The following is a 26739-nucleotide window of genomic DNA, read 5'->3' as shown; positions in this document are numbered from 1 at the left end:
GGGGTGGAGGCGGGCGCCCCAGCGGCGACCTCGGCCGGGCCGGCGGCGTCATCCTCGCCGCCCTCGAAGTACGGGTCGAGCAGCGCGAAGGCCCCGGCGGCGCCCAGCAGCAGGGCGGCGCCGGCCACCGCCACCGTACGGCCCCGCCCGCGCCCGGCCGCCGGCGCCCGTCTGCGGCCGCGCGGCTGCGGGTCCTGCGCCGCCGGCGGTCGCGCGGCCCCGGCCGGATCCTGCCCGGGAGTCCGCGGTGCGCGCGGGGCGGCGACGGTGTGCGCCGCGTCGAAGGCGGTGGCGGGCGCGGGCGCGGTGGTGGGCGCGGGGGCGGGTCTGGCGGCGGGCGCGCCGTCCGGCGGTACGGGCAGGTCGGCATGGCGGCGGAGCTCGGTGGTGACCTGGTGCGGCAGCCAGTCGTCGGTGAAGCGCAGCTCCCCGCCGGCCGCGGGGTGGCTGCGTACGGCCTCGATCACCTGGGCGGTGGTCGGCCGGTGCGCCGGATCCTTGGCCAGGCAGTGCCACAGCAGCGGCCGCAGCCCGGCCGGGACCGCGCTGAGGTCCGCCTCCTCGTGCACCACCCGGTACAGGGCGGTGGAGTCGGGGCCCGCGCCGAAGGGCGGCACGCCCCCGGCCACGTAGGCGGCGAGCGCGCCCAGGGCGAAGACGTCGGTGGCCGGGCCCGCCGGCCGGCCCAGCGCCTGTTCGGGGGCCATGAAGGCGGGCGTGCCCACGCGCAGCCCGGTGCCGGTCAGCGCGCCGGCGTCCGCGGCCCGCGCGATGCCGAAGTCGATGACGCGGGGTCCGTCGGCGGCGATCAGGACGTTGGCGGGCTTCAGGTCGCGGTGGACCACCCCCGCCCGGTGGATCTCCTGGAGCGCCTCGGCGATGCCGGCGACGAGCAGGAGAACGGTACGCGCGGGCAGCGGGCCGTACGCGTGCACCGCCTGCTGGAGCGAGGGGCCGGGGACGTAGGTGGTGGCCAGCCACGGCGTGGGGTCGTCGCTGCCCGAGTCGACGACCTGGGCGGTGTACAGCCCGTGGATGCGCTGCGCGCTGGCCACTTCCTGCGCGAACCTGCGGCGGAACTCGGGATCTCCCGCGAGCTCGGGCCGGACCACCTTCAGCGCCACGGGGCGCCCGCCCGGGGTGTAGGCGAGGTAGACCCGGCCCATCCCGCCGGCGCCGAGCCGCGCGACCACGCGGTAGCCGCCCACTTCGCGCGGATCGTCGGCGGCGGGGGCCTGGAGGTGGTGCGGGGCGGTACCCGGGTGTCGTGTCGTCATGGCTCTCCCGGCGACGAGGGCGGATCGGCGGCTGTGCGGTCGCCCGAACGGCCTCGGATCCTATCCGACTGTAATTTCAGTCAGGAAGGGGGTCGTAGGCGTCATGCGCGCCCAGGTAGGGTGTCGGCGTGGCGGACCGTCGAACAGCAATCATGGAAGGGGCCGCGCGGGTCATCGCCCGACGCGGCGTGCGCGGCCTGCGCGTGGAGGAGCTCGCCGCCGAGGCGGGCGTGTCCACGGCGTTGATCTATTACCACTTCAAGGACCGCGCCGGAATCCTGCGCGCGACGCTGGAGTTCATCAACGACCGCGCCGGACGGTACACCACGGAGCGGGAGGCCGACGCTCCCCCGCTGGACGCGCGGGGCGAGCTGGAGGAGACCCTCCTCCTCGAATTCCAGGACAGCCCCGAGGTGCGGGAGAACAGCACGGCCTGGGGAGAGCTCCGCGCGACGGCCGTCTTCGACCCCGACCTGCGCGAGGACCTGGCCCGCGCCACGCTCGTCTGGGTCCAGGAAGTGGGCGAGCTGCTGGGCCGGGTCCGGCCCATGGCGGGAGCCGCGGCGCTCGCCGGCGCCGCCGAGCGGCTGACGGCCCTGGTGGAGGGCCTGAGCTCGCGCTGGCTGAGCGGCAGCCTGCCGCTGGCGCACGCGCGCGAACTGGTGACGACGGCCATCACGGCAGAGCTCCGGAACCTGGCGCAGCCGGGCGGGTAGCCGCCGCGCCGAGCTCCTTCCCCGGCCCATCCCCCAGCCCCTGCCTCCGGGTGGGGGCTTCTGTTCATCCCACGTCTTGACTGAATTTTCAGTCAATGACAGAGTCGGGACATGAGCACCTCCCACGAGAACAGCCGCTCCCTCCTCAGCCGCCTGTTCGGCTCCGGCCAGCCCTCCCGCAGGCGCGTCCTCGGCGCCGCGGGGCTCGGCGCCGCGGGGCTCGGAGCCGCGGGTGTGGCGCTGGGCTCCATGGCCGCGGCCCCGCAGCGGGCGAGCGCCGCGATACCGAGCCGCTGGGTCGACCGGGACGACGTACCGCATGCGCGTACCTGGATGTCCTGGCCGTCCCGCTCGTCCATCTGGGGCGGCCGGCGCCTCGCCGGGGTACAGGAGGACATCGCGCTGATCGCCCGGACCGTCGCCCGCTACGAGCCGGTCGTCCTGTGCGCCCCGGACTCCTCCACGGCCGCCAGGGCCCGGGCCCTGTGCGGTCCGGGGGTCACCGTGCTCGACTCGATCCCCACGGACGACCTCTGGATGCGGGACATCGCACCGGTCTTCCGCCGAGACGGCCGCGGCGGCCTCGAGGCCCTCGGCCTCAACTTCAACGGGTGGGGCGACAAGCAGACGCACTCCTACGACGCCGATGTCGCGCGGCTCGTCGCGGACGACGGCCGACTGCCCTTCGTCAGGACGGACTTCGTCGGTGAGGGCGGGGCGATCGAGACGGACGGCGACGGCACCGTCATGGCCACGGAGAGCAGCCTGGTCAACAAGAACCGCAACCGGGGCATGAGCAGGGCCGAGATCGAGGACGCCGTCCTCCACGCGTACGGCGCGGACAAGATGATCTGGGTCCCCGGCATCAAGGGCAAGGACATCACGGACGACCACATCGACGTGACCTCGCGCTTCGTACGCCCGGGTGTGGTGATGGTGCAGGTCCCGCCCGCGGACCGCGACGACGTCTGGGCCCGCGACGCCCGCGAGCAGCTCTCGATCCTCTCCCGGGCCACGGATGCCCGGGGGCGGCGGCTGAGGGTGATCCGGGTGGAGGGCCCCGACACCGTCCGGTCGAAGGACTCCCAGTTCGTCGACTCCTACCTCAACTTCCACGTGGTCAACGGAGCGGTCATCACCGCCCAGTTCGGGGACGCGGTGAAGGACGCCGCCGCCCAGCGCGCCCTCGCGGAGGCCTTCCCGGGGCGGGCCGTCATCCAGATCGACGTCGACCGGCTGATGGCGGGCGGCGGCGGCATCCACTGCTCCACGATGCACGAGCCGCTCCCGTAAGACCGCCGGACGGACCGCCGGGCAGACCTCCGGCCCAGACCTCCGGGCAGGACCTCCGGGCAGGACCTCCGGGCACCAGTCCGCCGTATCCCTTCCAGACGAGGCAGTATGCGACTGACACCCACCGAGCGGGACCGGCTGCTGATCTTCACGGCAGCGGAACTGGCCCGCGCCCGGCGCCGCCGGGGTGTGAAGCTCAACGTTCCCGAAGCGACCGCGCTGATCACGGACACCGTGTGCGAGGCGGCCCGGGACGGCCGCCGCCTGGCCGAGGCGATCGAGGCCGGGCGCAGCGTCCTCGGCGCCGAGGACGTACTGCCCGGCGTGCCCGACGTGGTCACCGGCCTCCAGGTCGAGGCGGTGTTCGACGACGGGACCCGGCTCTGCGTCATCGACGACCCGTTCGGGCAACGGGGTTCACTCGGCCTCGCCGCCCCCGGTGCGACCATTCCCGGGGACGGCGAGGGCTACCAGAGCGTCGAGCCGACGCTGCGCCTGCCGGTGCGCAACACCGCGACCGTGCCGATCAGCGTCTCCTCGCACTTCCACTTCTTCGAGGCGAACCCCCGCCTCGCCTTCGACCGCGCGGCGGCGTACGGCACGAGGCTCGCCGTCCCGGCCGGCTCCACGGTCCGCTTCGATTCCGGGTCCACCGTCTTCGTGGAGCTCCTGCCGATCGGCGGGGCGCGCGTGGCCATCGGTTTCGCCGGGCTCGTCGACGGCCCGCTGGACGCCCCGGGCGCCCGCGAGGCGGCGCTGGCCAAGGCCCGGGCCACGGGCTACCTCACCGCATACCAGGAGCAGGCATGAGTGGCAGCATCTTCGACGCCGCCGGCTGTCACGGCCGGCCCGGCGCGGCCCCGGCCGGCAGCACGGACCCGTACGACTACGTCGCCGTCCACGGGCCGCGGGCCGGGGACCGGGTACGGCTGGGCGACTCGGGCCTCATCGTGCGGGTCGAGCACGACTCGCAGCGGCCCGGCGACGAGTTCCTGGCCGGCTTCGGCAAGACCGCCCGCGACGGCCTGCACCTGAAGGCCGCCGCGGTCCGCGAGACCTGCGACCTGGTCATCAGCAACGTCCTCGTGATCGACGCCGTCCTCGGCATCCGCAAGACCAGCATCGGCATCCGCGAGGGCCGTATCGCCTCCATCGGGCGGGCGGGGAACCCCGACACGCTGGACGGGGTCGAGGTCGTGGTCGGCACCGGGACGACCATCGTCTCCGGCGAGGGCATGATCGCCACCGCCGGCGCCGTCGACACGCACGTCCACCTGCTCTCGCCCCGGATCATGGAGGCCTCGCTGGCCTCCGGCGTCACCACGATCATCGGCCAGGAGTTCGGCCCGGTCTGGGCGGTGGGCGTCAACTCCCCCTGGGCGCTGCGCCACGCGTTCAACGCCTTCGACGCCTGGCCCGTCAACATCGGGTTCCTGGCCCGTGGTTCCTCCTCCGACCCGGCTCCGCTGATCGAGGCCCTGGCCGAGGGCGGTGCCTCGGGCTTCCGAGTGCCTGTCCGTCGAGGACACCCTGCGCGTCCTGGACGGGCGCACCATCCACGCCTTCCACATCGAGGGCTGCGGCGGCGGACACGTCCCCAACGTACTGAAGATGGCGGGCGTGCCGAACGTCATCGGCTCCTCCACCAACCCCACCCTGCCCTTCGGCCGGGACGCGGTCGCCGAGCACTACGGCATGATCGTCTCGGCGCACGACCTCAAGGTCGACCTGCCCGGCGACGCCGCGATGGCCCGCGACCGGATCCGGGCCGGGACGATGGGCGCCGAGGACGTCCTGCACGACCTCGGGGTCATCGGCATCACCTCCTCCGACGCCCAGGGCATGGGCCGCGCCGGCGAGACGGTACGCCGTACGTTCGCCATGGCCGGGAAGATGAAGGCCGAGCTCGGCCCCCTGGACGGCGAGGGCTCGTACGGTACGGAGGCGAGCGGCGACGACAACGAGCGCGTCCTGCGCTACATGGCCAAGCTGACCATCAACCCCGCCATCGCCCACGGCTTCGCGCACGAGGTCGGCTCGATCGAGGTCGGCAAGCTCGCGGACATCGTCCTGTGGTGGCCGCAGTACTTCGGCGCCAAACCGCAGTTGGTCCTCAAGGCCGGTTTCCCCGCGTACGGGGTGACCGGCGATCCGAACGCCTCCACCGACCGGTGCGAACCGCTCGTCCTCGGACCGCAGTTCGGAGCCCACGGCGCCACGGCCGCCGACATCTCGGTCGCGTTCGTCGCGGAGGCCGCCGTCCGGAACGGCGATCAGATGCCGACGCGCCGACGGCGCGTGGCGGTCCGCGGGACCCGGGGCATCGGACCGGGGAACATGCTCCGCAACGCCCGTACCGGCACGGTCGACGTACACCCCGGCACGGGCCTGGTCTCGCTGGACGGCGAGCCCCTCGTCTCGGCACCCACCGATTCGGTCTCGCTCAGCCGCCTCTACTTCCTGTAGCCGGCTTCGAACACCCCCGGGCTCAGCGGTGGTTCAGTTCCACCTCGATGGCGTCCATGAGGAGCCGGCGTGCGTGCTCCAGGGGCAGCGAGCCGCTGAGCCAGCGGACGCTGAGGCCTTCGAGGAGGGCCGTCAGGCGTTCGGCCGCGGCGGCGTGCGCCGGAGCCGTGCCCATGGGCCGGGCGTGCGCGAGGAGGTCGGCGATCTCGTGCACCCAGGTGTGCGTGGCCTTGGCCACGTCCTCGCGCAGGTCGGCGTCGAAGACGGCGCTGGCCCTGAGCTCTCCCCACGCGGTGCTGTTCTCCCGTACCTCCGGGGTGTCCTGGAGTTCGAGGAGCAGTACCTGCGCCAACTCGGTCCGCGGGTCCACGCAGTCCAGTCCGGGATCGCGCTCCGCCGTGTAACGGTCGGCGCGGTCGCTGATGAACTCCAGGGTCCGGCGGAGGATCCCGGCGCGATCGGTGAAGTGGTAGTAGATCAGCGAGGTGGACACCCCCGCTTCGGCGGCGAGCTCTCCCACGCGCAGTCCGCGCACGCCGCGGCGCGCGATCACTCGCGTGGCGGCCCTGAGTATTTCCGTTCGACGGTCTGACACGAGGTGTCACTCTACCCGCCGAGTCCGTCACCTGGGGCTATTTCCTGACCAGAGTATCAGGGGCCCTTTTGCCGCGGCGATGCCTCGATCCTCCCTGATCAGGGGCCGATCGCCCGGACGAATCCGATCGCCGCGCGCCCGCGGCTCCCCCGCGCGGGGCGCACCTCTGGCCGATTCGGCAGCTGCTTGGCCAGAACCATTGACTGAATTTTCAGTACGGAGGAGGATGCGGGACACCGGCGGGACAGCACCCGCCGCTCCTCCCCCTCCTTCTCCCTACCGCAGACGCAGTCCCCCTTCCCACACTGACTGAATATTCACGCAGGAGTGATCATGACGGATTTCCGGATGCCGGCCGAGTGGACCGAGCACGAGGGCTGCCTGATGGCCTGGCCCACGCGTCAGGAGCTGTGGGGCGAGGTCTTCGACGAGGTGAAGACGGAGTACGCGCAGGTCGCGAGCGCGATCGCGCAGTTCGAGCCGGTGACCATGGTGGCGCTGCCCGGCGCCGGCGCCGAGGCCCGCGAGCGGTGCGGTGAGGGCGTCACGGTCGTGGAACTGCCGCTGGACGACTCCTGGTTCCGCGACTCCGGGCCGATCTTCGTGCTCGGGCCCGACGGACGGCGTGCGGGGGTGGACTTCCGCTTCAACGCCTGGGGCGGCAAGCACCATCCGTACGACACCGACGACAAGATAGCCGCCGCCCTGCTGGAGCAGCTCGGCGTGGAGCGCATCGCCTCCCCGATGATCCTCGAAGGCGGCGCGATCACCGTCGACGGCGAGGGCACGCTGATCACCACCGAGCAGTGCCTGCTGCACCCCAACCGCAACCCGGGGATGAGCAAGGAGGAGATCGAGGCCGAGCTGATCGCCCGGCTCGGCGCCACCAAGGTGATCTGGCTGCCGTACGGCGGTCTGCTGGACACCGAGACCGACGGCCACGTGGACGGGGTCTGCGCCTTCGTCGCCCCCGGCAAGGTCGTCGTGCAGCTGCCGAGCGACCCGGAGCACCCCGACCACGAGCGGATGCGCGTGAACCGCGCCGTCCTGGAGGAGGCCACCGACGCCGCCGGGCGCCGACTGGAGATCATCGACCTGCCGCAGAGCGCCTTCGTCGAGGTGGCCGGCCGGGAGACCGAGGTCGGCTACCTGAACTTCTACATCGCCAACGGCGGGGTCGTCGTCCCGGTCGCGGGCGTCCCCGAGGACGAGGGGGCGCTCGCCGTCATCGCGGCCGCGCTGCCCGGCCGCAAGGTCGTCGGCGTCCGCTCCCGCGTGATCGCGTACGGGGGCGGCGGCGTCCACTGCATCACCCAGCAGGTGCCGTCCCCGGTGCCCGTCGCCACCTCCCGCTGAGCGCCGAGCAAGGAAGAGAGAGCACCGATGCCGAGATCCCTTCCCCGGTCCGGGGCCCGTACCGCCGCCGCCCATACCGCCGCCGCCCGTACCGCCGGCACCCGTACCACCGCCTCCCGCACCGCCGCCGCCCTCATCGCCCTCGCCGCCGTCTCCCTGGCCGCCGCCTGCTCCGGCCCGCCCAAGGACGGACCGGCCCCCGGGAGCGCCGCGTTCAAACTCTCCGCGGGCACCCCCGCCGCCGCCGGCGAACTGGACTCCTTCACCTGGGCCCTGTACGCAGAACCGCCCACGCTCGACTACATCGCCGCCTTCGACTACCCGCAGAACACCATCGTCTCCAACGTCTGCGAGAGCCTGATGCGGTGGACCCCGCAGCTCACCATGGCTCCGGGCCTCGCCGAGAAGGCCGCCAACCCCGACCCGAACACCTGGGTCTACGACCTCCGCCCGGGCGTGAAGTTCCACGACGGCGGCGTGATGACCGCCGACGACGTGGTCTTCAGCCTCGGCCGGCAGCTCGACCCGGAGGGCGGATCGGCCTGGAACAGCAACTTCGCCAACGTCGAGTCGATCACCAAGACGGGCCCGCTCCAGGTCACGGTCAAGCTGAAGCAGCCGGACGCGCAGTTCCCCCAGTACATGGCGACCGCCGCCGGTGTCGTGGCCTCGAAGGCCGGTGTCGAGAAGGCGGGCAAGGACTACGGCACCTCGGGCAGCCTGGACTGCACCGGCCCCTTCACGCTCGGCGCGTGGAACAAGGGCCAGTCGATCGAGCTCCAGCGCTTCGACGGCTACTGGGGCACCAAGGCGAAATCGGCGAAGGCGGTCTTCACCTTCCTCACCGACCCGTCCGCCCGCACCAACGCCATGCTGAGCGGCGAGGCCGACGGCGGATACCTGATCCCCACGGAGAGCTACGACCGGCTGGGCAAGAGCGGGGTGGGCACACTCTACTTCGGCGAGGGGCTCAGCACCGTCAACGTCAACGTCACCAGCATGAAGGGCGCGCTCGGCGACGTACGGGTCCGCCGGGCCCTGTCCATGGCGCTGGACCGCCGGGGGTTCGTCAAGGCGGGTCTGGGCGGCGCGGGCACCGCCACCAACTCCCTCACCACCAAGGCCGTCTGGGCCGCGGCCCCCGAGGACGTCCGCAAGGCCGCCTTCGACGGGCTGCCGTCACCCGAGCAGAACATCGAACAGGCCAAGGCCCTCATCAAGGAGGCGGGCGCCACCGGCAAGACGGTGACCATCGCCACCAGCGCGATCGGCCAGGACGTGTCGCTGCTGGCCACCGCGGTGCAGGCCGCCGGGTCCAGGATCGGGCTCGACGTCCAGCTGAAGACCATCGCCCCGAACGCCTTCACCGCCCTGTTCACCGACCCCCAGGCGCGCGAGGGCCTGGACATGTTCCCCGAGACGTACTACGACTCCATCACCGACCCGATGGACCTGCTGAGCAACTTCCAGACCGGGGCGTTCCAGAACTACGCCGGCTACAGCGATCCGGCCTACGACGACCTCGTCACCAAGGCCCGAGCCGACTACGACCCGGCCCGCCGGATGGCGACGGCCGCCCAGCTGCAGAAGAAGGCGGCCGACGAGGTCCTGTGGATCCCCGTGGCCGAGTGGCCGACGGCCGTCTTCCTGAACAAGCGGATCACCGGCGCGCCCACCACCATCTCGTACCTGTACTACCCGTGGGCCGCCGATGTCGGGGCGGCCGCGCGATGAGTTTCCTGAGATTCGCCGTACGCCGGCTGGCCGAGATGGCCGCCACACTGTTCGGCGCCTCGTTCGTCATCTTCGGCGCGATGTACCTGGCGCCCGGCAATCCGGCGAGCTTCCTGCTCGCCGGGCGGTCGGCCTCGCCGGAGGCGCTGCGGGCGATCAACGCGCAGTACCACCTGGACGATCCGTTCGCGGTGCAGTACGTGCGCTGGCTCGGCCAGGTGGTGCAGGGCGACTTCGGGCGCTCGATCACGTACCGCACCGACGTGTCCCGGCTGCTGGCGGACCGGCTGCCCAGCACCCTGCTGCTGATCTCCATGGCGCTCGTCCTGGTCCTCGCCGCCGGCCTGCTGCTGGGCTGGGTCGGCGCGGTCCGCGGCGGCGCCGCCGATTCGACGATCCTCGTCACCACCACCTTCGCGATCGGCACCCCGTCGTTCGTGGCCGCGGTCCTGCTCCAGGGCCTGTTCGCGGTGAAACTGCACTGGTTCCCCACCGGGGGCACGGGCGAGGGCCTCGGCCAGATGCTGTGGCACCTGACGCTGCCCGCCGTCGCGCTGGCCCTCTACCTGATCGGGATGCTCGCCCGTGTCACCCGGGCCGCGATGCTCGAAGTCCTCGGCCAGGAGCACGTCACCGTCGCCCGCAGCCGCGGGGTCGCCGAACACCTGGTGGTCCGGCGGCACGTGTTCCGCAACGCCCTGGGCACCGTGCTCACCACCGGCGGCCTGATCGTCTCCACCCTGCTGGTCACCACCGTCCTGGTGGAGTCCGCGTTCAGCGTGGGCGGCATCGGCCAGCTCCTCGAACTGTCCACCACCACCAAGGACTTCCCCACGGTGCAGGCCATCTCCCTCATCATGGTCGCCCTGTTCATGACCGTGAACCTCTTCGTCGACCTCCTCCATCCGCTGGTCGACCCCCGGGTCGCCCTCGGCCCCCGGAAGCAGGCCGCATGAGCGCCACCGCCCTGCTGCGCCGGCCCGGGCTCGCCCGGATCCGTAGCTCGCGCGCCCCCCTGTCCGCGCTCTGCCTGGGCTTCGTCGCCCTGGTCGTGCTCACCGCCCTGGTCGCCCCCTGGGTCGCCCCGTACGATCCGAACGCCGTCGACCTGGGCAACGCCCTGGCCGGGCCGTCCGCCGAGCACCTCCTCGGGGTCGACGCCTCCGGCCGCGACACGCTGTCCCGGCTGGTCCTGGGCGCCCGTACCTCCGTGCTCGGCCCGCTCGGGGTGGTGGTCTTCTCCACCCTGGCCGGGGTCGCCATCGGGACGGCCGCGGCCTGGCGGGGCGGCTGGCTGGACTCCGTCCTGTCGCGCAGCACCGAGCTCGTCTTCGCCTTCCCCGGCATGCTGCTGGCCATCCTGATCGTGTCGGTCTACGGGGAGGGGCTGCTGGCGCCGGTCATCGCGCTGGCGATCGCGTACCTCCCGTACGTGAGCCGGCTCACCCGTTCCCTCGTCCTCGCCGAGCGGATGCGCCCGTACGTGGAGGCCTACCGGGTGCAGGGCCACTCCGGGCTCCAGATCTGCCTGCGGCACGTCGTACCCGGGGTCGCCCCGGTCGTCCTCGCCCAGTCCACGATCAACTTCGGCTACGCGCTGATCGACCTGGCCGGCCTCTCCTTCCTCGGCCTGGGCGTCCCCGCCCTGACGCCCGACTGGGGCCGCATGGTCTTCGACGGCAAGACCGCCATCCAGTCCGGGTACCCGCTCTCGGCGATCGTGCCGTGCGCGGCCATCGTGCTGACCGTGGTCGCCTTCAACGTCGTCGGCGAACGCCAGGCCGACAAGGTCGCCAGGAGGGACCGTTGAACACCCTCGACATCCGGGCGCTGCGGCTTCGGCTGCGGGACAGTGCCAGGCCCGTCCTCGACGGCGTCGACCTCACCGTCGCCGCCCGGGAGACCGTGGCCCTGGTCGGAGAATCCGGCTCCGGCAAGACCCTCACCTCGCGCAGCGTGCTCGGCCTGCTTCCGGCGGGTGCGGTGGCGGAGGGGTCGGTGCGGGTCGTCGGCGACGACGTCCTGACGATGACCGCCGGGCAGCTTCGGCTCCTGCGGACGAGCACCGCGGCCATGATCTTCCAGGACCCCCGGGCCGCCATCAACCCCATGCGCCGCGTCGGCGACTTCCTCACCGAGAGCCTGCGCCTGAACTCCCGGATGAAGAAGGAGGCGGCGCAGGCGCGGGCGGTGCGGCGCCTGGAGGCCGTCGGCCTCTCGGCGGCCGCGCTGCGCACGTACCCGGGGCAGCTCTCCGGCGGCATGCTGCAACGGGTCATGATCGCGGCCGCGCTGATGGGCGACCCGGCGCTGATCCTCGCCGACGAACCCACCACCGCCCTGGACGTCACGACGCAGGCGGAGGTGGTGGCGCTCCTCGGCGAGCTGCGCGAGAGCTTCGGCACCGGGCTGCTGTTCGTCACCCACGACCTCGGGCTCGCCGCGGCCATCAGCGACCGGGTGTACGTGATGTACGCGGGCCGGATCGTGGAAACGGGCCCCGCCCAGGAGCTGTTCGCGCGCCCGCGCCACCCGTACACGGCCGCGCTCCTCGACTCGACCCCTCGGCTGGACGCGCCGCGGGGCCGGCTCGCCGCGATCGAGGGCCGGCCGCCGAGCCTGCGCGAGGAGGTGGTGGGGTGCCCGTTCGCGGCGCGGTGTGCGTACGCGACCGACGTGTGCGGCCGGGAGGCGCCGGCCCTGCTGCCGCTCGTGGAGGGCGTGGCGGGCGCTGCGTCCGGGGCGGGCGCCGTGGGGGCGGCTGGTCATCTCGCCTCGTGCCACCACAGTGACCGGGTCCGCGCCGCGTCGGCCGGGCAGGACGGGTCCCCCGCCCGAAAGGAGAGCCACCGATGAGGAAGACCGTGCTGGAGGCCGTCGGCCTGCACCGGGCGTACGGGCCCGTCCGGGCGGTGGACGACGTCTCGTTCCGGCTGGCCGAAGGCGGCTCGGTCGGGATCGTCGGCGAATCGGGCTCGGGGAAGACGACCACCGCCCGTATCGTCGTCGGTCTCGAACGGGCGGACGCCGGCCAGGTCCTCGTCCACGGCCGGGACCGGGGCGATCGCGTGCGGGGCAAGGCCCAGCGCCTCGCGCGGGCCCGGGAGGTGCAGATGGTCTTCCAGGACCCGTTCCTCTCCCTCGACCCGCGCACGAGCGTGGGCGGGGCGCTCCGCGAGACCCTGCGGCTGCACTTCCCCGACGCCGACCACGGCCGGCGCGTCACCGAGTTGCTCGACCAGGTGGGTCTGGGGGCCCGGGAGGCGGACGCCCTGCCGCGGCAGCTGTCGGGCGGTCAGCGCCAGCGCGTGGCGATCGCCCGGGCGCTGGCGGTGGAGCCCGCCGTCCTGGTGCTCGACGAGGCGGTGGCCGCGCTGGACGTGTCCGTACAGGCGCAGATCCTGAACCTGCTCGCCGACATCCGTGAACAGACGGGCATCGGCTACCTGTTCATCACCCATGACCTCGGCGTCGTGCGCTGTGTCACCGACGATGTCGTCGTCATGCGGCACGGCCGGATCGTCGAGTCGGGCCCGACCGCTCAGGTCCTCGCCGCACCGGAACACCCTTACACCCGGCTGCTGTTGGAGTCCGTCCCCCGGCCGGGCTGGGATCCGCAGGGCATCGCGGCGGCGCGGCGCGCCCTCTGAGGGGGCGTGCGGCGCGACGGGGCTCAGGGGCGGCGCACGACCGCCGCGGTGAGGCCCTCGACGAGGATGCGTACGGTCGCCTCGGGGTCGACGCGGGGGTCCAGGGACTGGAGGGCGGCGAGCCCGTCGGCGGCGGCGGCCAGCGCCGTTCCCGGCGCAACGGGGTCGAAGGCGCCGCCCTGCTCGTCCGCCAGCACCTGGAACAGCCGGACGAAGCACGCGCGCCAGCGCCGGTACTCCCCGTCCACCGCGGTCCGGACCCGGTCGTCGTTCAGCGCGAACCAGTGGAGGGCGGAGTGCAGGCGTGAGAGGTCCGGGCCCTCGGGCTGCGCGAGCAGTCCGATCACGCGCTCGGCGCGCTCGGCGAAGGAGCCGGGGCGGTCGACCGCGGCTTCCATCGGCCCGATCCACTCGGGCCCGATGTCCTCCACCACGGCCACGATCAGGTCGGTGCGGTCCTGGAAGTGGTAGTGGCACATCCCGTGCGAGATCCCGCAGAGCGCGGCGACGTTGCGGGTACTGAAGCGGGCGAATCCCTCGCCGGCCAGCAGGGTACGGGCGGCGGCGATCAGCCGCGCGCGGGTCTGCTCGCCCTTGGCGGAGGTACGGGACGTGCGGGTGGTGCGGGAGGGAGGGGACGGCCGCCGCCCGTCCTCGGCCTGTGCTGCCAGTTCTGCTGCCACGGCGTCACTCTAACGACCCCGCTTCCGCCGCACCGGAAGAACGATCAAGACCCTCCAACTCCCTTTTCATACAAGCAAGTTGAGGCTGCACGAATTATTGACCGAGCGCTCGGTCAGTAATACGTTCCGGGCCAATCGGTGGAGCGATCCACCCCTGGCTGATCGGAGAACAGTGATGAACGATCACGCTGCACCCCAGGGCCCGGCCGGCAGAACGCCGCGGCGGACCCTGGACAGGCGAGGCTTCCTGACGGCGGCAGGTCTCGCGGCCGCCGGCGCCGCACTGGCGGCGGCCGGCGGCGAGGCCTTCGCGGCCACCCGCCCCTCGGGGAGGGCCGCGGCCGCCGACGGGTTCACAGTCCCGCTCGACACCGTCCGGCACACCCGCACCTGGATGGCCTGGCCGGACAGCTCGGCCATCTGGGGGCGGAAGCTGGCGGGCGTCCAGGCCAACATCGCGCTCATCGCGAAGACCGTCGCCCCGTACGAGCCGGTCGTCATGTGCGCCAACCCGGCGAGCGTCTCGAAGGCGAAGAGCGCCTGCGGACCGGGCGTCACGGTGATCGGCACGATCCCCGTCGACGACTGCTGGATGCGCGACAGCGGACCGGTGTTCCGTACGAACGGCGCGGGCGGCCTCGATACGGTCGGCCTGAACTTCAACGGCTGGGGCAACCAGCAGACCCACGCCAAGGACTCCCTGGTCGCCTCGCGGATCGCGGCCTACGTCGGGGTCCCGTTCACCACGGCCGCCTTCGTGGGCGAGGGCGGCGCGGTGGAGACGGACGGCGCCGGCACGCTCATGGCCACCCGCAGCAGCATCATCAACCCCGACCGCAACCCCGGCCTGACGCAGTCACAGATCGAGGCGGCGATGTGCGGCGCCTTCGGAGCCTCCAAGGTGATCTGGTTCAAGGGCGTCCTCGGCCGGGACATCACCGACGACCACGTCGATGCCACCTCCCGCTTCCTGGCCCCCGGCCAGGGGCTGGTCCAGATGCCGCCGGCGCGCGACACCGACCCCTGGTCGAACGACGCGCGCCAGCAGTACCAGATCCTCTCCACCTCCACCGGTGCCCAGGGCAACCCCATCTCGGTCACCAAGCTCCAGGGCCCCGACTACGACCTCATCCGGTCCACCGACCCGAACTTCGTGGGCGCGTACGCCAACTACTACGTGTGCAACGGGGCGGTCATAGCGCCCCAGTTCGGTGACACCCGCGCGGACGCCGCAGCCAAGTCCACCCTCCAGCGCCTCTTCCCGGGCCGCACGGTCGAACAGCTCAACATCGACAGCCTCGGCGCGGGCGGCGGCGGCATCCACTGCGTCACGCAGCAGCAGCCAGCCCCGTAACCGCACCCACCGCACCCACCGCACGGCATGCGGGGCCCCGGTGAAGAGACCTTCACCGGGGCACTCGGGGCCCTGAACCCGTTGACCCGTCGACCCGTTGCGCGGCCGCCGCGCCGAAATCGGAGTGCCGGGGGCGCCGTCGCCTTGTGATACTGCTCCGATGATCGACCCACCTGCCGCCGCGCTGGACTCGTTGTCCGGGCTCGCCTTCGGCGACGCCTTCGGTGACCGCTGGTTCGGCATCCTGCGCCGCGAGGGCCCGGCCGCCCTGGAGGCACGGATCCCGCCCCCGGAGCCGCTGTGGCGGTGGAGCGACGACACCGCCCAAGCGGTCGTTCTCGTCCGGGAACTCGCCGAGGGCGGCGGCACCGTCGACCAGGACCGCTTCGCCGAGCGCCTCGCCGAGGCCTACGCCGACGACACGCACCGCGGCTACGGAGCCTCGATGCACGACGTGCTCCGCCGGATCGGCTCCGGTGAGCCCTGGCCGGAGGTGGTCGCCGGCCAGTTCGACGGCCTCGGCTCCTGGGGCAACGGCGCGGCCATGCGCGTCGCCCCGCTGGGTGCCTGGCACGCCGCGGACCTCGACACCGTCGCCGAGCAGGCCGCGCGGCAGAGCGCGGTCTCGCACCACCACCCGGAGGCCGTCACCGCGGCGGTGGCGGTCGCCGTGGCCGCGGCGCTGGCCACCCGCAGCCGGGGCGGCCCGGCCCCGGCGCGGCCGGAGTTCCTCCGGGCTGTCGCCGAGCGGCTCCCCGTCGGCGACGTCCGCTCCGGGGTGCGGATCGCGGCCCGGATGCCGGAGCACACCTCGGTCCGCCACGCCGCGGAGGTCCTGGGCTCCGGCTACCGGATGTCCGGACCCGACACCGTCCCCTACGCCCTCTGGTGCGCGGCGGGACACCTCGACGACCTGCACGAGGGCCTGTGGTCCACCGTCGCCGGGCGCGGCGACATCGACACCACGTGCGCCATCGCGGGCGGGGTCATCGCCGCTCGCACGGGCGTCGCGACCCTTCCGCCCGCCTGGCACGCGGCCCGTGAACCGCTGCCCCCGGCCGTGCCGGCGACCGACCGGAGCGGGATCCGTTCCCGGTCTTGACTCCCGCTCTCCGCCCGTCGGGGCCGACCACGGTTCCCCGTCGCGGCGTTCAGCGGCGGACTCGGGGCATGCCCAGGCCGATCCAGGAGATGATCTCGCGCTGGATCTCGTTGTTGCCGCCGCCGAAGGTGAAGATGACCGCGCTGCGGTAGCCGCGTTCGAGTTCGCCGTGCAGGACCGCGCCCGCGGAGCCGTCCTTGAGGGAGCCGGCCGCGCCGACGACCTCCATCAGCCAGGCGTACGCGTCCCTGCGGGCCTCGGAGCCGTACACCTTGACCGCGGAGGCGTCCTGCGGGGTCAGGGTGCCGTCCTGGACCGCGTTGACCATCTGCCAGTTGAGCAGCTTCATCGCGTCGAGGCGGACGTGGGTGCGGGCGAGGCGGGCGCGGACCCAGGAGAGGTCGATGACGCGGCGGCCGTCGGCGAGCTTGGTCCGTGCGGCCCAGCGCTGGACGTCGTGCAGGGCGCGGATGGCCATGGTGCCGTGCGCGGCGAGGGTGACGCGCTCGTGGTTGAGCTGGTTGGTGATCAGGCGCCAGCCCTTGTTCTCCTGGCCGACGCGGCGGCTCGCGGGGACCCGGATGTCCTCGTAGTAGCTGGCGGTGGTGTCGTGCGAGGCGAGGGTGTTGATCAGGGTGCAGGAGTAGCCGGGGTCGGCGGTCGGGACCAGGAGCATGGTGATGCCCTTGTGCGCGGGGGCGTCAGGGTCGGTGCGGACGGCGAGCCAGACCCAGTCGGCGGTGTCCCCGTTCGTGGTCCAGATCTTCTGCCCGTTGACCACGTACGTGCCGCTCTCCTCGTCGCCCTCGCGGACGGCCTTGCACTTGAGGGCGGCGAGGTCCGTACCGGCGTCCGGCTCGCTGTAGCCGATGGCGAAGTCGATCTCGCCGGAGAGGATGCGCGGGAGGAAGTACGACTTCTGCTCGTCGGTGCCGAACTGCATGATCGTGGGGCCGACGGTGTTGAGCGCCATCAGCGGCAGCGGTACGACGGCCTGCGCGGCCTCGTCGAAGAAGATGAACTGGTCCATGGGCGACATCCCGCGGCCGCCGTACTCCTTGGGCCAGCCGACCCCGAGCCAGCCGTCGGCGCCGAGCTTGCGGATGGTCTCCCGGTAGAAGCGCTTCTGGGCGGCGGGGTCCTCGTAGCGGGCGTAGACGTCCTGCGGCACCAGCTCGGCGAAGTAGGCGCGCAGCTCGGTGCGCAACTGCTGCTGCTCAGGCGTGTATTCGAGGTGCACGGCCCCTCCGGGTGTCTCGCGGTCCAGCCGGTTCGCTGTGGTGGCGGCGCACAGAGTAGAACGTGTTCCAAGAAGGGGGAAGGCTCGCGGGCCGCGGTTTCCGCCGACCGGCCGCGCAGCGACGGCCCTTGGCGGACAATGGGCCTGCGGGGCGCGGGAGTTCGAGGATCCGGGGGGACACGTGGACGAGCAGGCCTGGGAGCGGGAATTCGCCGGGCGGGACCGGCTGCCGGAGCACCGGGACCCGACGCCGGGGCGTCAGGGCCGGACACCGGAACGCCAGGACCGGATGCCGGGGCGTCAGGACCGGCTGCCCGCCGGCCGGGCCGAGGACTCCGGGGGCGTGACCCAGGTCCACGAGCCGGGAACCCTGCCCGTCGACCCCGAGACCCCCGACCGCCTGCGCGCCTGGGAGCTGCTGCCGGACGACGTACGGGCCAAGACGCTGGAGAAGGCCGGCCGGTCCCTGGTGTGGTGGGCCCGGGTCTACTCCGACGGCACGCCGTTCGCACTGGTGCTGGGAGACCGGGGCCTGTGCCGGGTCCAGCCGGTGTACCACAACGGGCGGGCGCAGGAGCACCGGGGCGAGCGGGCCCGGGTGGAGCCCGGCTCGCTGCGGACCCGTTCCTTCGACGCGCGTCCGCCGCGGGCGGGCGGCGGCGCGGGCGCGGCGCCCGGCCGTCCCGGCGCGCCGGTGGAACGGCTGGTCCTGGACCCGCCGGAGGCGCAGGGGGTGCTCGGGCACTTCCCCCTCGACGTGCAGGACTTCCTCCAGCGGCCCTTCCTGGCCGACCGGCGGACCGTCACGGCCGAGTGGTATTACGAGGAGACCGTCGAGCCCACGCACACCGACCTGTTCGTCCTCCTGTGCCTGTCCACCGACCGCCACGTCACCGCGATCGAGGCCAGTCGCACCCTGGAGCCGGGGGCGACGCCGGACCGGGCCCGCTGGCACGCCCTCACGTGCCACCAGGCCCGGCTCGTCCCGCGCTGACCGGCCGCCGCCGACCGGCCGATGCCCCTACCCCCGCCCCCGCCCCGCCGTCAGTTCAGCGCCGTGATCATCGCCGCGGCCGTCGCCGCCATCGCCGTACGGGCCGCCGTCAGGTAGGGCCGGGGGTCCGCCGGGGTCAGGTGGGTGCGGATCGCCTCCGTCATGGCCAGGTTCAGCGCGGTGCCGATGTTGACCTTGCGGATGCCGCCCGCCACCGCCGCCGCGAGTTCCGCGTCCGGCAGCCCCGAGGAGCCGTGCAGCACCAGCGGCACGTCCACGGTCTTGGCCAGGCGCGCCAGCAGCGCGTGGTCCAGCTCGGCGGTGCGGCTGGTCATGGCGTGGCTGCTGCCGATCGCCACGGCCAGCGCGTCGACGCCCGAGTCGGCCACGAACCGCCGGGCCTCGTCCGGATCCGTACGGGCGCCCGGCGCGTGCGGGTCCAGCGGCGCGGCGCCGTTCTTCCCGCCCACCTCGCCCAGCTCTGCCTCGACCCACAGCCCGTTGGCGTGCGCCCAGTCGGCCGCGGAGCGGGTGGCCTCCAGGTTCTCCGCGTACGGGAGCTGCGCGGCGTCGTACATCACCGAGCTGAACCCGGCGTCCGCGGCCTGCCGGAGCAGGTCGGGGCTCTTGACGTGGTCGAGGTGCAGGCCGACCGGGATCCCGGCGGCCTCCGCGCACGCGGCGGCGGCGCGCGAGATCGGCAGCAGCTGCCCGCCGCGGAACTTCACGGCGTTCTCGCTGAGTTGCAGGATGACGGGCAGCCCCGCCCGTTCCGCCCCGGCGACGACGGCCTCGGCGTGCTCCAGCGTGATGATGTTGAACGCGGCGACGGCGCGGCCCGCGGCGGCCGCGTCGAGGACGAGCGTCCCGGCGGAGACGAGGCTCATCGGACCGCCTCCTCACCGGCGGTGAGGATCACCGAGCGGGTCAGGTTCCGCGGCTGGTCCGGGTCGAGGCCCTGGTGGGCCGCCACGGCGAGCGCCAGCCGGTGGACCCGTACCAGCTCGGCGAGCGGGTCGAGCCGGCCGGCCACCCACTGGCCGCCGGTGGCCCGCACCTGCTCGGCGAGCCCCTCGGGGGTCTCGCCGAGCGACCAGGTGAGGGTGCCGGGTCCGGTGACGCTGATCGGGCCGTGCCGGTACTCCATCGCCGGATACGACTCGGCCCAGGAGAGGGAGGCCTCGCGCATCTTCAGCGCGGCCTCGTGCGCGAGGCCCACGCTCCAGCCGCGGCCGAGAAAGGTGAACTGGCCGCGGCTCGCCGCCTGTTCGGGCAGCGGTTCGGCGAGCGCGGTCCGGGCGTCGGCGACGGCCGCGGGGGTGTGCCGGCCGAAGTGGGCGCGCAGCAGGGTCAGCGCGGTGGTCGCGAAGCGGGTCTGCACGACGGACCGCTCGTCGGCGAAGTCGAGGACGACGAGCTCGTCGGCGAGGGTCATCACCGGGGTCGCCGGGTCCCCGATGACGGCGGTCGTGCGCACCCCGGTGTCCCGCAGCCCGGCCAGCAGGTCGAGCACCTCGGTGGTGGTGCCGGACCGGGTGAGCGCGATGACCCGGTCGTAGCGGCGGTGCAGGGGGTACTCCGAGGCGGGGAAGGCGTCGGTCTCCCCCTGCCCCACCTCCTCGCGCAGGGCGGCGGCCGCCTGGGCCATGTAGTAGGAGGTCCCGCACCCGACGATCGCGGTACGCTCCCCCGGCTGCGGCAGCAACGCCCGGTGGGCCGGGGCCAGTTCGGCGGCCCGCTCCCAGCACTCGGGCTGCGTGCCCAACTCGTACGCGACGTGGCTCATGCCGGCTCCCTGGCGTGGTGGGTGCAGTTTCCTGCAAGGTAGCGGCCTATTTCACGCAACTTCAAGCACCCGAGGGGGTTGATCTCCTGAGTTAATGTCGACGCGTAGGCCGTTGGAGCACACCCGAGGGGGTCGATCGCCGTGGGGTCCATGACCCGTAAGGAGCGCTGGCAGACGCTGCTGGATCTGCTGGTGGAGCGGGGCGAGCTGGAGGTCGAGCCGACGGCGGAGGCCCTCGGCGTGTCCGCCGCGACCATCCGCCGCGACCTCGACCAGCTGGCCGAGCAGCAGCTGCTGGTCCGCACCCGTGGCGGGGCGGTGGTGCACGGCGTCTCGTACGAACTCCCGCTGCGCTACCGCACCTCGCGCCGCGCGGCGGAGAAGCACCGGATCAGCGAGGCGGTGGCGGCCCTGATCACCCCGGGCGAGGTGATCGGCCTGACGGGCGGCACCACGACCACGGAGGTGGCCCGCGCCCTGGCCGGCCGCCCGGACCTGGCGACGGGCACGCCGGCACTGACGGTGGTGACCAACGCGCTGAACATCGCGGGCGAGCTCGTCATCAGACCGCAGTTCAAGATCGTCCTGACGGGCGGGGTCGCCCGCCCCCAGTCGTACGAGCTGACGGGCCCGCTGGCCCAGCAGGTCCTGGGCCAGCTGACGATGGACACGGCGGTGGTCGGCGTGGACGCGTTCGACCCGGCGGACGGCGCGGCGACCCGCCACGAGGACGAGGCGGCGATGAACCGGCTGTTGTGCGAACGGGCCCGCCGGGTGGTGATCGCGGCGGACTCCAGCAAACTCGCGGTCCGCGCCTTCGCCCGCATCTGCCCGACCCGGTCGGTGGACGTCCTGGTCACGGATACGGCCCTGCCGGACCGGGTCGCCGCCGAGTTCGAGGCGGCGGGTGTGGAGGTGCGGAGGGTTTGACGGCCGCCCCCGCGCCTCAGTGCGCCGGCAGGCGTCCCGCCTCCTCCGACAGGGCCGCCAGGATCGGGGCGATCAGGGGGTGGGACTCCGCGCCCCGGCGGGTCGCCGCGAAGACCCTCCGGGTGGGCGTCGCGCCCGACACCGGGCGGACCTGGACCTCCTTGAGGTCCATGCCGCGCAGCGCCGAGCGCGGGACCAGGGCCACCCCCGCCCCGGCGCCCACCAGGGCCGTCACGGCGCGGAAATCGTCCGAGGAGTGCACGAACCGGGGCTGGAAGCCGGCCAGTTCGCAGGCGAGCAGCGTCACGTCGTGGCACGGGTTCCCGGGGTACTGCCCCACCCAGTCCGCGCCGGAGAGGTCCGCCAGCGGCACCTCGGGGAGGTCGGCCAGGACGTGCCCCGAGGGGAGCACCGCGTCGAAGGGCTCCGCGTACAGCGGGAGGACCGACAGGCGGCCGTCGTCGGCGCCCGGGGCGCCGCGGTACTCGACGGCCAGCGCGAGGTCGGCCTCGCCGTCGAGCAGCAGCGGCAGGCTCTGATCGCCTTCCGCGTCGCGTACGCGCAGGCGGATGCCCGGGTGCTCGCGGGCCAGGCGGGCGATCGCCGGGGCGAGGACCTCGGCGATGCCCGTCGCGAAGGCGGCCACCGTCACCTCGCCCGCCGCGCCTCCCGCGTAGGCCGCGAGCTCGGCTTCGGCGCGCTCCAGCTGGGCGAGGACCTCGTGTGCGTGCCCGAGCAGGATCTCGCCGGCCGCCGTCAGCCGTACGCCGCGGCCGCTGCGGGTCAGCAGCGCGTGCCCGGTCTCCTGTTCCAGCGCCGCGAGCTGCTGGGAGACGGCGGAGGGGGTGAGGTACAGGGCTGCGGCCGCGGCGGTCACCGTACGGTGGTCCGCCACGGCCCGCAGGATGCGCAGCCGGCGGGGGTCGATCACCCCACCATTCTCGCAGGTGGAGCGCCCCGCCCGACCCGCGCTCAGGCCTCCGTCGCCGCCAGGGCCGCGCGGGCGTCCGCGAAGGCGGCCACCGCGCGCTCCACGTCCGCCGTCGAGTGGGCCGCCGAGAGCTGGACCCGGATGCGGGCCGCGCCCATCGGGACCACCGGGTAGGAGAAGCCGATCACGTACACGCCGCGCTCCAGCAGCAGTTCCGCCATCTTGGCCGCCTCCGCCGCGTCGCCGATCATCACCGGGGCGATCGCGTGGTCGCCGGGGAGGATCTCGAAGCCGGCCTCGGTCATCTTCGTACGGAAGAGCGCGGTGTTGGCGGCGAGCCGCTCGCGCAGGTCGCCCGCCGACTCCAGCAGGTCCAGGACCTTCAGGGACGCGGCGGCGATGACCGGGGCGAGGGAGTTCGAGAAGAGGTACGGGCGCGAGCGCTGGCGCAGCAGCTCGACGATCTCGGCGCGGGCCGCGACGTAGCCGCCGGAGGCGCCGCCGAGGGCCTTGCCGAGGGTGCCGGTGATGATGTCGACGCGGTCCATGACCCCGTGCAGCTCGGGCGTCCCGCGGCCGCCGGGGCCGACGAAGCCCACCGCGTGCGAGTCGTCGACCATGACCATGGCGTCGTAGCGCTCGGCCAGGTCGCAGATCTCGGCGAGCGGGGCGACGTAGCCGTCCATGGAGAAGACGCCGTCGGTGACGATCAGCTTGCGCCGCGCGCCGCCCTCGGTCGCCTCCTTCAGGCGGGCTTCGAGCTCGGCCATGTCGCGGTTGGCGTACCGGAAGCGGCGGGCCTTGGAGAGCCGGATGCCGTCGATGATCGAGGCGTGGTTGAGGGCGTCGGAGATCACCGCGTCCTCGGCGCCGAGCAGGGTCTCGAAGACGCCGCCGTTGGCGTCGAAGCAGGAGGAGTAGAGGATCGTGTCCTCCTGGCCGAGGAAGGAGGACAGCCGCGCCTCCAGCTCCTTGTGCACCTCCTGCGTACCGCAGATGAAGCGGACCGAGGCCATGCCGTAGCCCCAGCGGTCCAGCGCGTCCTTCGCCGCGGCGACCACGTCGGGGTGGTCGGCCAGGCCCAGGTAGTTGTTGGCGCAGAAGTTGAGGACCTCGCCGGGGGCGCCGCCGGCGGTGACCGCCACGGCCGCGTTCTGCGGGGTGCCGATGACGCGCTCGGGCTTGTGCAGGCCCGCGGCGCGGATCTCGTCGAGGGTGGTGCGGAGGTCTTCGCGTACGGACTCGAACATGGGCTTCGGCTTCTCCTTGTGCGGCGGACGAAGGGGGCCGGGCCCCGCGGAGGGGGGAGGGTGGGCGGGGCCCGGCCGGAGGGAGATGGTTCGGTGGGACGGAGGCGGGGCGGACCGGTGGGCCGTTGCGCCCTCCGGTCCGGGGGCCGGAAGGGCCCTTACGCCGTCCAGTCCAGGATGATCTTGCCGCTGCGGGCGGTGGCGGCCTCGTCGAACGCGGCCTCGAAGTCGCGGTGCGAGTAGCGGCCGGTGATGACCGGGCTGAGGTCGAGCCCGCCCTCCAGCAGCACCGTCATCGCGTACCAGGTCTCGAACATCTCGCGGCCGTAGATGCCCTTGATCGTGATCATCGAGGTGACGACCTTCGCCCAGTCCACCGGGAACTCCTGGGCCGGCAGACCCAGCATGGCGATCCGGCCGCCGTGCGTCATGTTGTCGATCATGTCGCGCATCGCCTCGGCGCGGCCGGACATCTCCAGGCCGATGTCGAAGCCCTCGCGCAGGCCCAGCTGCGCCTGCGCGTCGGCGATCGTCGACTTCGAGACGTCGAGCGCGAGCGTGGCGCCGGCCTTGCGGGCGATCTCCAGGCGCTCGGGGCTGACGTCGGTGATGACGACGTTGCGCGCACCGGCGTGCTTGGCCACGGCCGCCGCCATGATCCCGATCGGGCCCGCGCCCGTGATCAGTACGTCCTCGCCGACCAGCGGGAAGGACAGCGCCGTGTGCACGGCGTTGCCGAACGGGTCGAAGATCGCCGCCACGTCCAGGTCCACGGCGGTGCGGTGCACCCACACGTTCTGCGCGGGCAGGACGACGTACTCGGCGAAGGCGCCGTCGCGGCCGACGCCGAGGCCGACCGTGCTGCGGCACAGGTGGCGGCGCCCGGCCAGGCAGTTGCGGCACTTGCCGCAGACCAGGTGGCCCTCGCCGCTGACCAGCGCGCCGATCTCGATGTCCCGGACGTCAGCGCCGAGCGCGGCGACTTCGCCCACGAACTCGTGGCCGAGCACGAGCGGGGTCTTGACCGCGCCCTGCGCCCAGCCGTCCCAGGAGCGGATGTGCAGGTCCGTGCCGCAGATGCCGGTGCGCAGCACCTTGATCAGCACGTCGCCGGCGCCGTACTCGGGCTCGGGGACGTCCATGAGCCACAGCCCGGGCTCGGCCTTGTGCTTGACGAGTGCCTTCATGGGGGTGGCTCCAGGCATGCGGAGGGGGCGTTGCAACCACTGGTGCGGGTGCGACGTATCGACAGGCACCAATCTGCCGAGCGCGGAGGTGATCAGTCCATCGAGGATTTCTTAAGCGGGTCGACAGCCCAGCTTCACGCCTATGCTCCTCACGTGAAGGGCTGTGGCCTGGGCAGGGGCCCGCGGCCGGGGCAGGGAATGGGGAGGTGAGGGGCGTGCCGAGTCTGCGCAGCAGGGCGCTGTCGGTCGCGCTGATCGCGGCGGGGCGGCGAAGACGGTTCGCGAGTGCCGAGGCGGTGCGCGCACGGGTGGCGGAGACGGCCCGCCGGCCGGCGTCGCACCTGCCGCCGCGCTCCCTGGGCCGCGTCGCCGACGTCTCCCGCACCTTCGTCGGCGCCTGGCCGGTGTACGACGCCTCGCCGCTCGGGATCGAGCCCGCGGCCCAGGTGCTGTACGTGCACGGCGGCGGGTACATCAACGAGCTGGTCCGGCCGCACTGGTCGATGATCCGGACCCTGGTCACGGAGGCGCGGGCCCGCGTCGTCGTACCGGCGTACATACTTGCCCCGCGCGGGACCGCAGACCGGACCGTTCCGGTGGCCGCGGACCTGCTGAGCGGGCTGATAGCCAGCGGCGGAGCGGGCGGCACGGTGCTCATCGGGGACGCGGCGGGAGCCGGGCTGGCGCTGGCCGCCGCCCAGCGCCTGCGCGACCGTACGGGGGACCAGCCCTCGCGGATCGTCCTGATCTCGCCCTGGCTGGACCTGACCATGAGCCACCCCGACCAGGCGGCGATCGAGGCGGCCGACCCGCTCCAGGCCCGGTCGGGGCTGCTGGAGGCGGGCCGGCTGTACGCGGGCACCCTGGCCACCGACGACCCGCGGGTGAGCCCCCTGCACGGCTCCTTCGGGGGGCTGGCGCCGCTGACGGTGTTCACCGGCACCCGGGACGTGCTGACCACCGACAGCCGGGAGCTGTTGCGCCGGGCCCGTGCGGACGGGGTCGAGGTGGAGTTCCACGAGGAGCCGGGGCTGCCGCACGGGTACCCGCTGCTGCCGGTGCCGGAGGGGCGGGCGGCCCGGGACCGGATCGTGGAGCTGATCAGGTCCGCCGCCGACGAGTGAGGCCGTGCGGGCGGACCGGCGGGCGCGCGGACCGGCGGGCCGACCGGCGGGCCGGGGCGGGGTACGTCATGCGGTGCAGGTCATCAGCGAGCTGATGGGCCAGGCCCGGTAGGCGGTCCAGTAGGCCTCGTCGCGCGCGCCGTCGGCGGGCGGGGTCCGGTTCGGCTGCCAGCCGACCGTGGAGAAGCCCGCCTCGACGGCGGCCTCGGCGAAGTCGGCGTGCGCCCATTCGCGGAACTCGAAGTCGGCCGGGGGCTGGGTCAGGAACTGCGCCTTCAGCAGCGGCGCGTCGCCTTCCTGGACGCGGTCGACGATCCGGACCCCGTACGGCGACCAGTCGACGTGCGGGTACGCGCCGGCGTTCGGCACGATCGCCAGCAGCCGGCCGCCGTCGCGCAGGTTGGCGCGGATGGACCGGAACATGGCGTGCAGGGCGGACCGGTCGGTGGCGTAGTTGAACAGGTACACGGCGGTGGCCAGGTCGAAGGGGCCCATCTGCGGCAGCTTGGCCGCGTCGGCGACGACGTATTCGATCGACCCGGTTCCCATGGACCCGGCGGACCCGGCTTCGATGGAGCCGGCCCCGATGGACCCGGCCTCGACCGGGGCCGCCTCGAAGGCCCCCGCCCCGGCGGGGGCCGTCCCGGTGTGCCCGTCCGCTCCCGGAGCCGCCGCGCCCGCCGGGCGTACCGCGCCCACCGCGCGCTCCAGCGCGCCCACCCCGTTCCCGCCGATCACCCCGTGCGCCCGGGCCAGCCGGATCATCTCCTCGGAGATGTCCACGCCGACGGCCCGCCGGGCCCCGCCGCGCGCCAGCAGCCGCGTGTTGTAGCCGTATCCGCAGGCCAGGTCGAGGGTGTCGAGCCCGCGCACCCCGCCGAGCGCGTCGAGCGCCCCGAGCAGGGTGTGGGTGTCGGCCGCCGAGAAGGCCGCCGTGGTCTTCGATTCCACGAAGCGCTCGCCGATGGTGTCGTACTGGAACCGCATGCTCTGCCTTCCGTGGCGGGGTGGGACGCGTGCGTATGGGTGCCCCGGAGCGCGGCCGGTCAGGGCGGGTGCGGCGGCCCGTCC

At 73.4% G+C, this 26739-nt stretch carries 24 protein-coding genes and 1 pseudogene; 15 read left to right on the top strand and 10 right to left on the bottom strand.

Annotated features, from left to right (window positions below; translation table 11 throughout):
• Nucleotides 1-1277 (bottom strand): serine/threonine-protein kinase (locus ADK52_RS28425; RefSeq protein WP_199828562.1); only part of this gene is annotated, 1277 nt, incomplete at its 3' end.
• A 152-nt stretch (nucleotides 1278-1429) separates the two neighbouring features.
• Here ADK52_RS28425 and ADK52_RS28420 point away from each other — a divergent pair.
• From ADK52_RS28420 to ADK52_RS28405, 4 genes and pseudogenes are all read left to right on the top strand, one after another.
• On the top strand, nucleotides 1430-1993 hold the full coding sequence (locus ADK52_RS28420) for a TetR/AcrR family transcriptional regulator (protein ID WP_053692705.1): 564 nt from the start codon (nucleotides 1430-1432) through the stop codon (nucleotides 1991-1993).
• A 111-nt stretch (nucleotides 1994-2104) separates the two neighbouring features.
• A complete protein-coding gene (locus ADK52_RS28415; protein ID WP_053692704.1) occupies nucleotides 2105-3286 on the top strand; it encodes an agmatine deiminase family protein in 1182 nt (393 codons plus the stop codon).
• 108 nt (nucleotides 3287-3394) lie between these two features.
• Complete coding sequence (gene ureA, locus ADK52_RS28410) at nucleotides 3395-4096, top strand: urease subunit gamma (RefSeq protein ID WP_053692703.1); 702 nt, start codon at nucleotides 3395-3397, stop codon at nucleotides 4094-4096.
• Nucleotides 4093-5752: pseudogene (locus ADK52_RS28405) on the top strand (urease subunit alpha). Before ureA ends, ADK52_RS28405 begins: the two are co-directional and overlap by 4 nt.
• A 22-nt stretch (nucleotides 5753-5774) precedes the next feature.
• Here the strand turns inward: ADK52_RS28405 and ADK52_RS28400 are convergent.
• A complete protein-coding gene (locus tag ADK52_RS28400) occupies nucleotides 5775-6347 on the bottom strand; it encodes a TetR/AcrR family transcriptional regulator (protein ID WP_053692702.1) in 573 nt (190 codons plus the stop codon).
• Between the two features lie 333 nt (nucleotides 6348-6680).
• Here ADK52_RS28400 and ADK52_RS28395 point away from each other — a divergent pair, with 333 nt between their 5' ends.
• The 6 genes from ADK52_RS28395 to ADK52_RS28370 are packed head-to-tail and all read left to right on the top strand — an operon-like array spanning nucleotide 6681 to nucleotide 13087.
• Nucleotides 6681-7703 carry an agmatine deiminase family protein gene (locus ADK52_RS28395; RefSeq protein WP_053692701.1) on the top strand — a complete coding sequence of 341 codons (1023 nt, stop codon included), beginning with the start codon at nucleotides 6681-6683 and terminating at the stop codon, nucleotides 7701-7703.
• Between the two features lie 27 nt (nucleotides 7704-7730).
• Complete coding sequence (locus ADK52_RS28390; protein WP_107090187.1) at nucleotides 7731-9437, top strand: ABC transporter substrate-binding protein; 1707 nt, start codon at nucleotides 7731-7733, stop codon at nucleotides 9435-9437.
• Nucleotides 9434-10393: an ABC transporter permease gene (locus tag ADK52_RS28385; protein WP_053692700.1), complete on the top strand. Its 960-nt coding sequence runs from the start codon at nucleotides 9434-9436 to the stop codon at nucleotides 10391-10393. Before ADK52_RS28390 ends, ADK52_RS28385 begins: the two co-directional genes overlap by 4 nt.
• Nucleotides 10390-11247 (top strand): ABC transporter permease, encoded by an 858-nt coding sequence (locus ADK52_RS28380; protein WP_053692699.1) that lies wholly within the window; start codon nucleotides 10390-10392, stop codon nucleotides 11245-11247. Before ADK52_RS28385 ends, ADK52_RS28380 begins: the two co-directional genes overlap by 4 nt.
• Complete coding sequence (locus ADK52_RS28375; protein WP_053692698.1) at nucleotides 11244-12293, top strand: ABC transporter ATP-binding protein; 1050 nt, start codon at nucleotides 11244-11246, stop codon at nucleotides 12291-12293. The genes ADK52_RS28380 and ADK52_RS28375 overlap by 4 nt, the downstream gene beginning before the upstream one ends.
• Entirely contained in the window at nucleotides 12290-13087 is a 798-nt protein-coding gene (locus ADK52_RS28370; protein ID WP_053692697.1) for an ABC transporter ATP-binding protein, read from the top strand. The genes ADK52_RS28375 and ADK52_RS28370 overlap by 4 nt, the downstream gene beginning before the upstream one ends.
• Nucleotides 13088-13110: 23 nt before the next feature.
• Here ADK52_RS28370 and ADK52_RS28365 read toward each other — a convergent pair whose 3' ends face one another.
• Entirely contained in the window at nucleotides 13111-13770 is a 660-nt protein-coding gene (locus tag ADK52_RS28365) for a TetR/AcrR family transcriptional regulator (protein ID WP_053692696.1), read from the bottom strand.
• 175 nt (nucleotides 13771-13945) lie between these two features.
• Here ADK52_RS28365 and ADK52_RS28360 point away from each other — a divergent pair, with 175 nt between their 5' ends.
• Together ADK52_RS28360 and ADK52_RS28355 are read left to right on the top strand one after the other, a co-directional pair.
• Nucleotides 13946-15124 (top strand): agmatine deiminase family protein, encoded by a 1179-nt coding sequence (locus ADK52_RS28360; protein ID WP_053692695.1) that lies wholly within the window; start codon nucleotides 13946-13948, stop codon nucleotides 15122-15124.
• 160 nt (nucleotides 15125-15284) lie between these two features.
• Nucleotides 15285-16226, top strand: a complete 942-nt coding sequence (locus tag ADK52_RS28355) for an ADP-ribosylglycohydrolase family protein (protein ID WP_053692694.1) — start codon at nucleotides 15285-15287, stop codon at nucleotides 16224-16226.
• Nucleotides 16227-16275: 49 nt separating this feature from the next.
• Here ADK52_RS28355 and ADK52_RS28350 read toward each other — a convergent pair whose 3' ends face one another.
• Nucleotides 16276-17466 (bottom strand): acyl-CoA dehydrogenase family protein, encoded by a 1191-nt coding sequence (locus ADK52_RS28350; RefSeq protein ID WP_053692693.1) that lies wholly within the window; start codon nucleotides 17464-17466, stop codon nucleotides 16276-16278.
• A gap of 181 nt (nucleotides 17467-17647) precedes the next feature.
• On the opposite strand from ADK52_RS28350, the gene ADK52_RS28345 reads away from it, so the two are divergent.
• Nucleotides 17648-18460 (top strand): hypothetical protein, encoded by an 813-nt coding sequence (locus ADK52_RS28345; protein WP_053692692.1) that lies wholly within the window; start codon nucleotides 17648-17650, stop codon nucleotides 18458-18460.
• Between the two features lie 50 nt (nucleotides 18461-18510).
• On the opposite strand, the gene ADK52_RS28340 is transcribed toward ADK52_RS28345, so the two are convergent.
• Together ADK52_RS28340 and ADK52_RS28335 are read right to left on the bottom strand one after the other, a co-directional pair.
• Complete coding sequence (locus ADK52_RS28340) at nucleotides 18511-19347, bottom strand: class II fructose-bisphosphate aldolase (RefSeq protein ID WP_053692691.1); 837 nt, start codon at nucleotides 19345-19347, stop codon at nucleotides 18511-18513.
• On the bottom strand, nucleotides 19344-20246 hold the full coding sequence (locus ADK52_RS28335; RefSeq protein ID WP_053692690.1) for an SIS domain-containing protein: 903 nt from the start codon (nucleotides 20244-20246) through the stop codon (nucleotides 19344-19346). Before ADK52_RS28335 ends, ADK52_RS28340 begins: the two co-directional genes overlap by 4 nt.
• A gap of 150 nt (nucleotides 20247-20396) precedes the next feature.
• On the opposite strand from ADK52_RS28335, the gene ADK52_RS28330 reads away from it, so the two are divergent.
• Complete coding sequence (locus ADK52_RS28330) at nucleotides 20397-21176, top strand: DeoR/GlpR family DNA-binding transcription regulator (protein ID WP_053692689.1); 780 nt, start codon at nucleotides 20397-20399, stop codon at nucleotides 21174-21176.
• Nucleotides 21177-21192: 16 nt separating this feature from the next.
• Here ADK52_RS28330 and ADK52_RS28325 read toward each other — a convergent pair whose 3' ends face one another.
• The 3 genes from ADK52_RS28325 to tdh form a co-directional block, all read right to left on the bottom strand.
• On the bottom strand, nucleotides 21193-22107 hold the full coding sequence (locus ADK52_RS28325; RefSeq protein ID WP_053692688.1) for a LysR family transcriptional regulator: 915 nt from the start codon (nucleotides 22105-22107) through the stop codon (nucleotides 21193-21195).
• Between the two features lie 41 nt (nucleotides 22108-22148).
• Nucleotides 22149-23357, bottom strand: coding sequence for a glycine C-acetyltransferase (locus tag ADK52_RS28320; protein WP_053692687.1), 1209 nt, complete (start codon nucleotides 23355-23357; stop codon nucleotides 22149-22151).
• Nucleotides 23358-23515: 158 nt separating this feature from the next.
• The gene (gene tdh, locus ADK52_RS28315) at nucleotides 23516-24544 is read right to left on the bottom strand and encodes an L-threonine 3-dehydrogenase (protein WP_053692686.1); all 1029 of its coding nucleotides are present in this window, start codon (nucleotides 24542-24544) and stop codon (nucleotides 23516-23518) included.
• Nucleotides 24545-24759: 215 nt separating this feature from the next.
• Here tdh and ADK52_RS28310 point away from each other — a divergent pair, with 215 nt between their 5' ends.
• A complete protein-coding gene (locus ADK52_RS28310) occupies nucleotides 24760-25668 on the top strand; it encodes an alpha/beta hydrolase fold domain-containing protein (RefSeq protein ID WP_063783956.1) in 909 nt (302 codons plus the stop codon).
• Nucleotides 25669-25734: 66 nt separating this feature from the next.
• Here ADK52_RS28310 and ADK52_RS40540 read toward each other — a convergent pair whose 3' ends face one another.
• Nucleotides 25735-26655, bottom strand: a complete 921-nt coding sequence (locus ADK52_RS40540; protein ID WP_053692684.1) for a class I SAM-dependent methyltransferase — start codon at nucleotides 26653-26655, stop codon at nucleotides 25735-25737.
• Nucleotides 26656-26739 lie beyond the last annotated feature (84 nt).

The sequence above is a fragment of the Streptomyces sp. WM6372 genome (genome assembly GCF_001279655.1).
Classification (GTDB): Bacteria; Actinomycetota; Actinomycetes; order Streptomycetales; family Streptomycetaceae; genus Streptomyces.
This window is presented reverse-complemented; position numbering and strand designations above follow the sequence as displayed.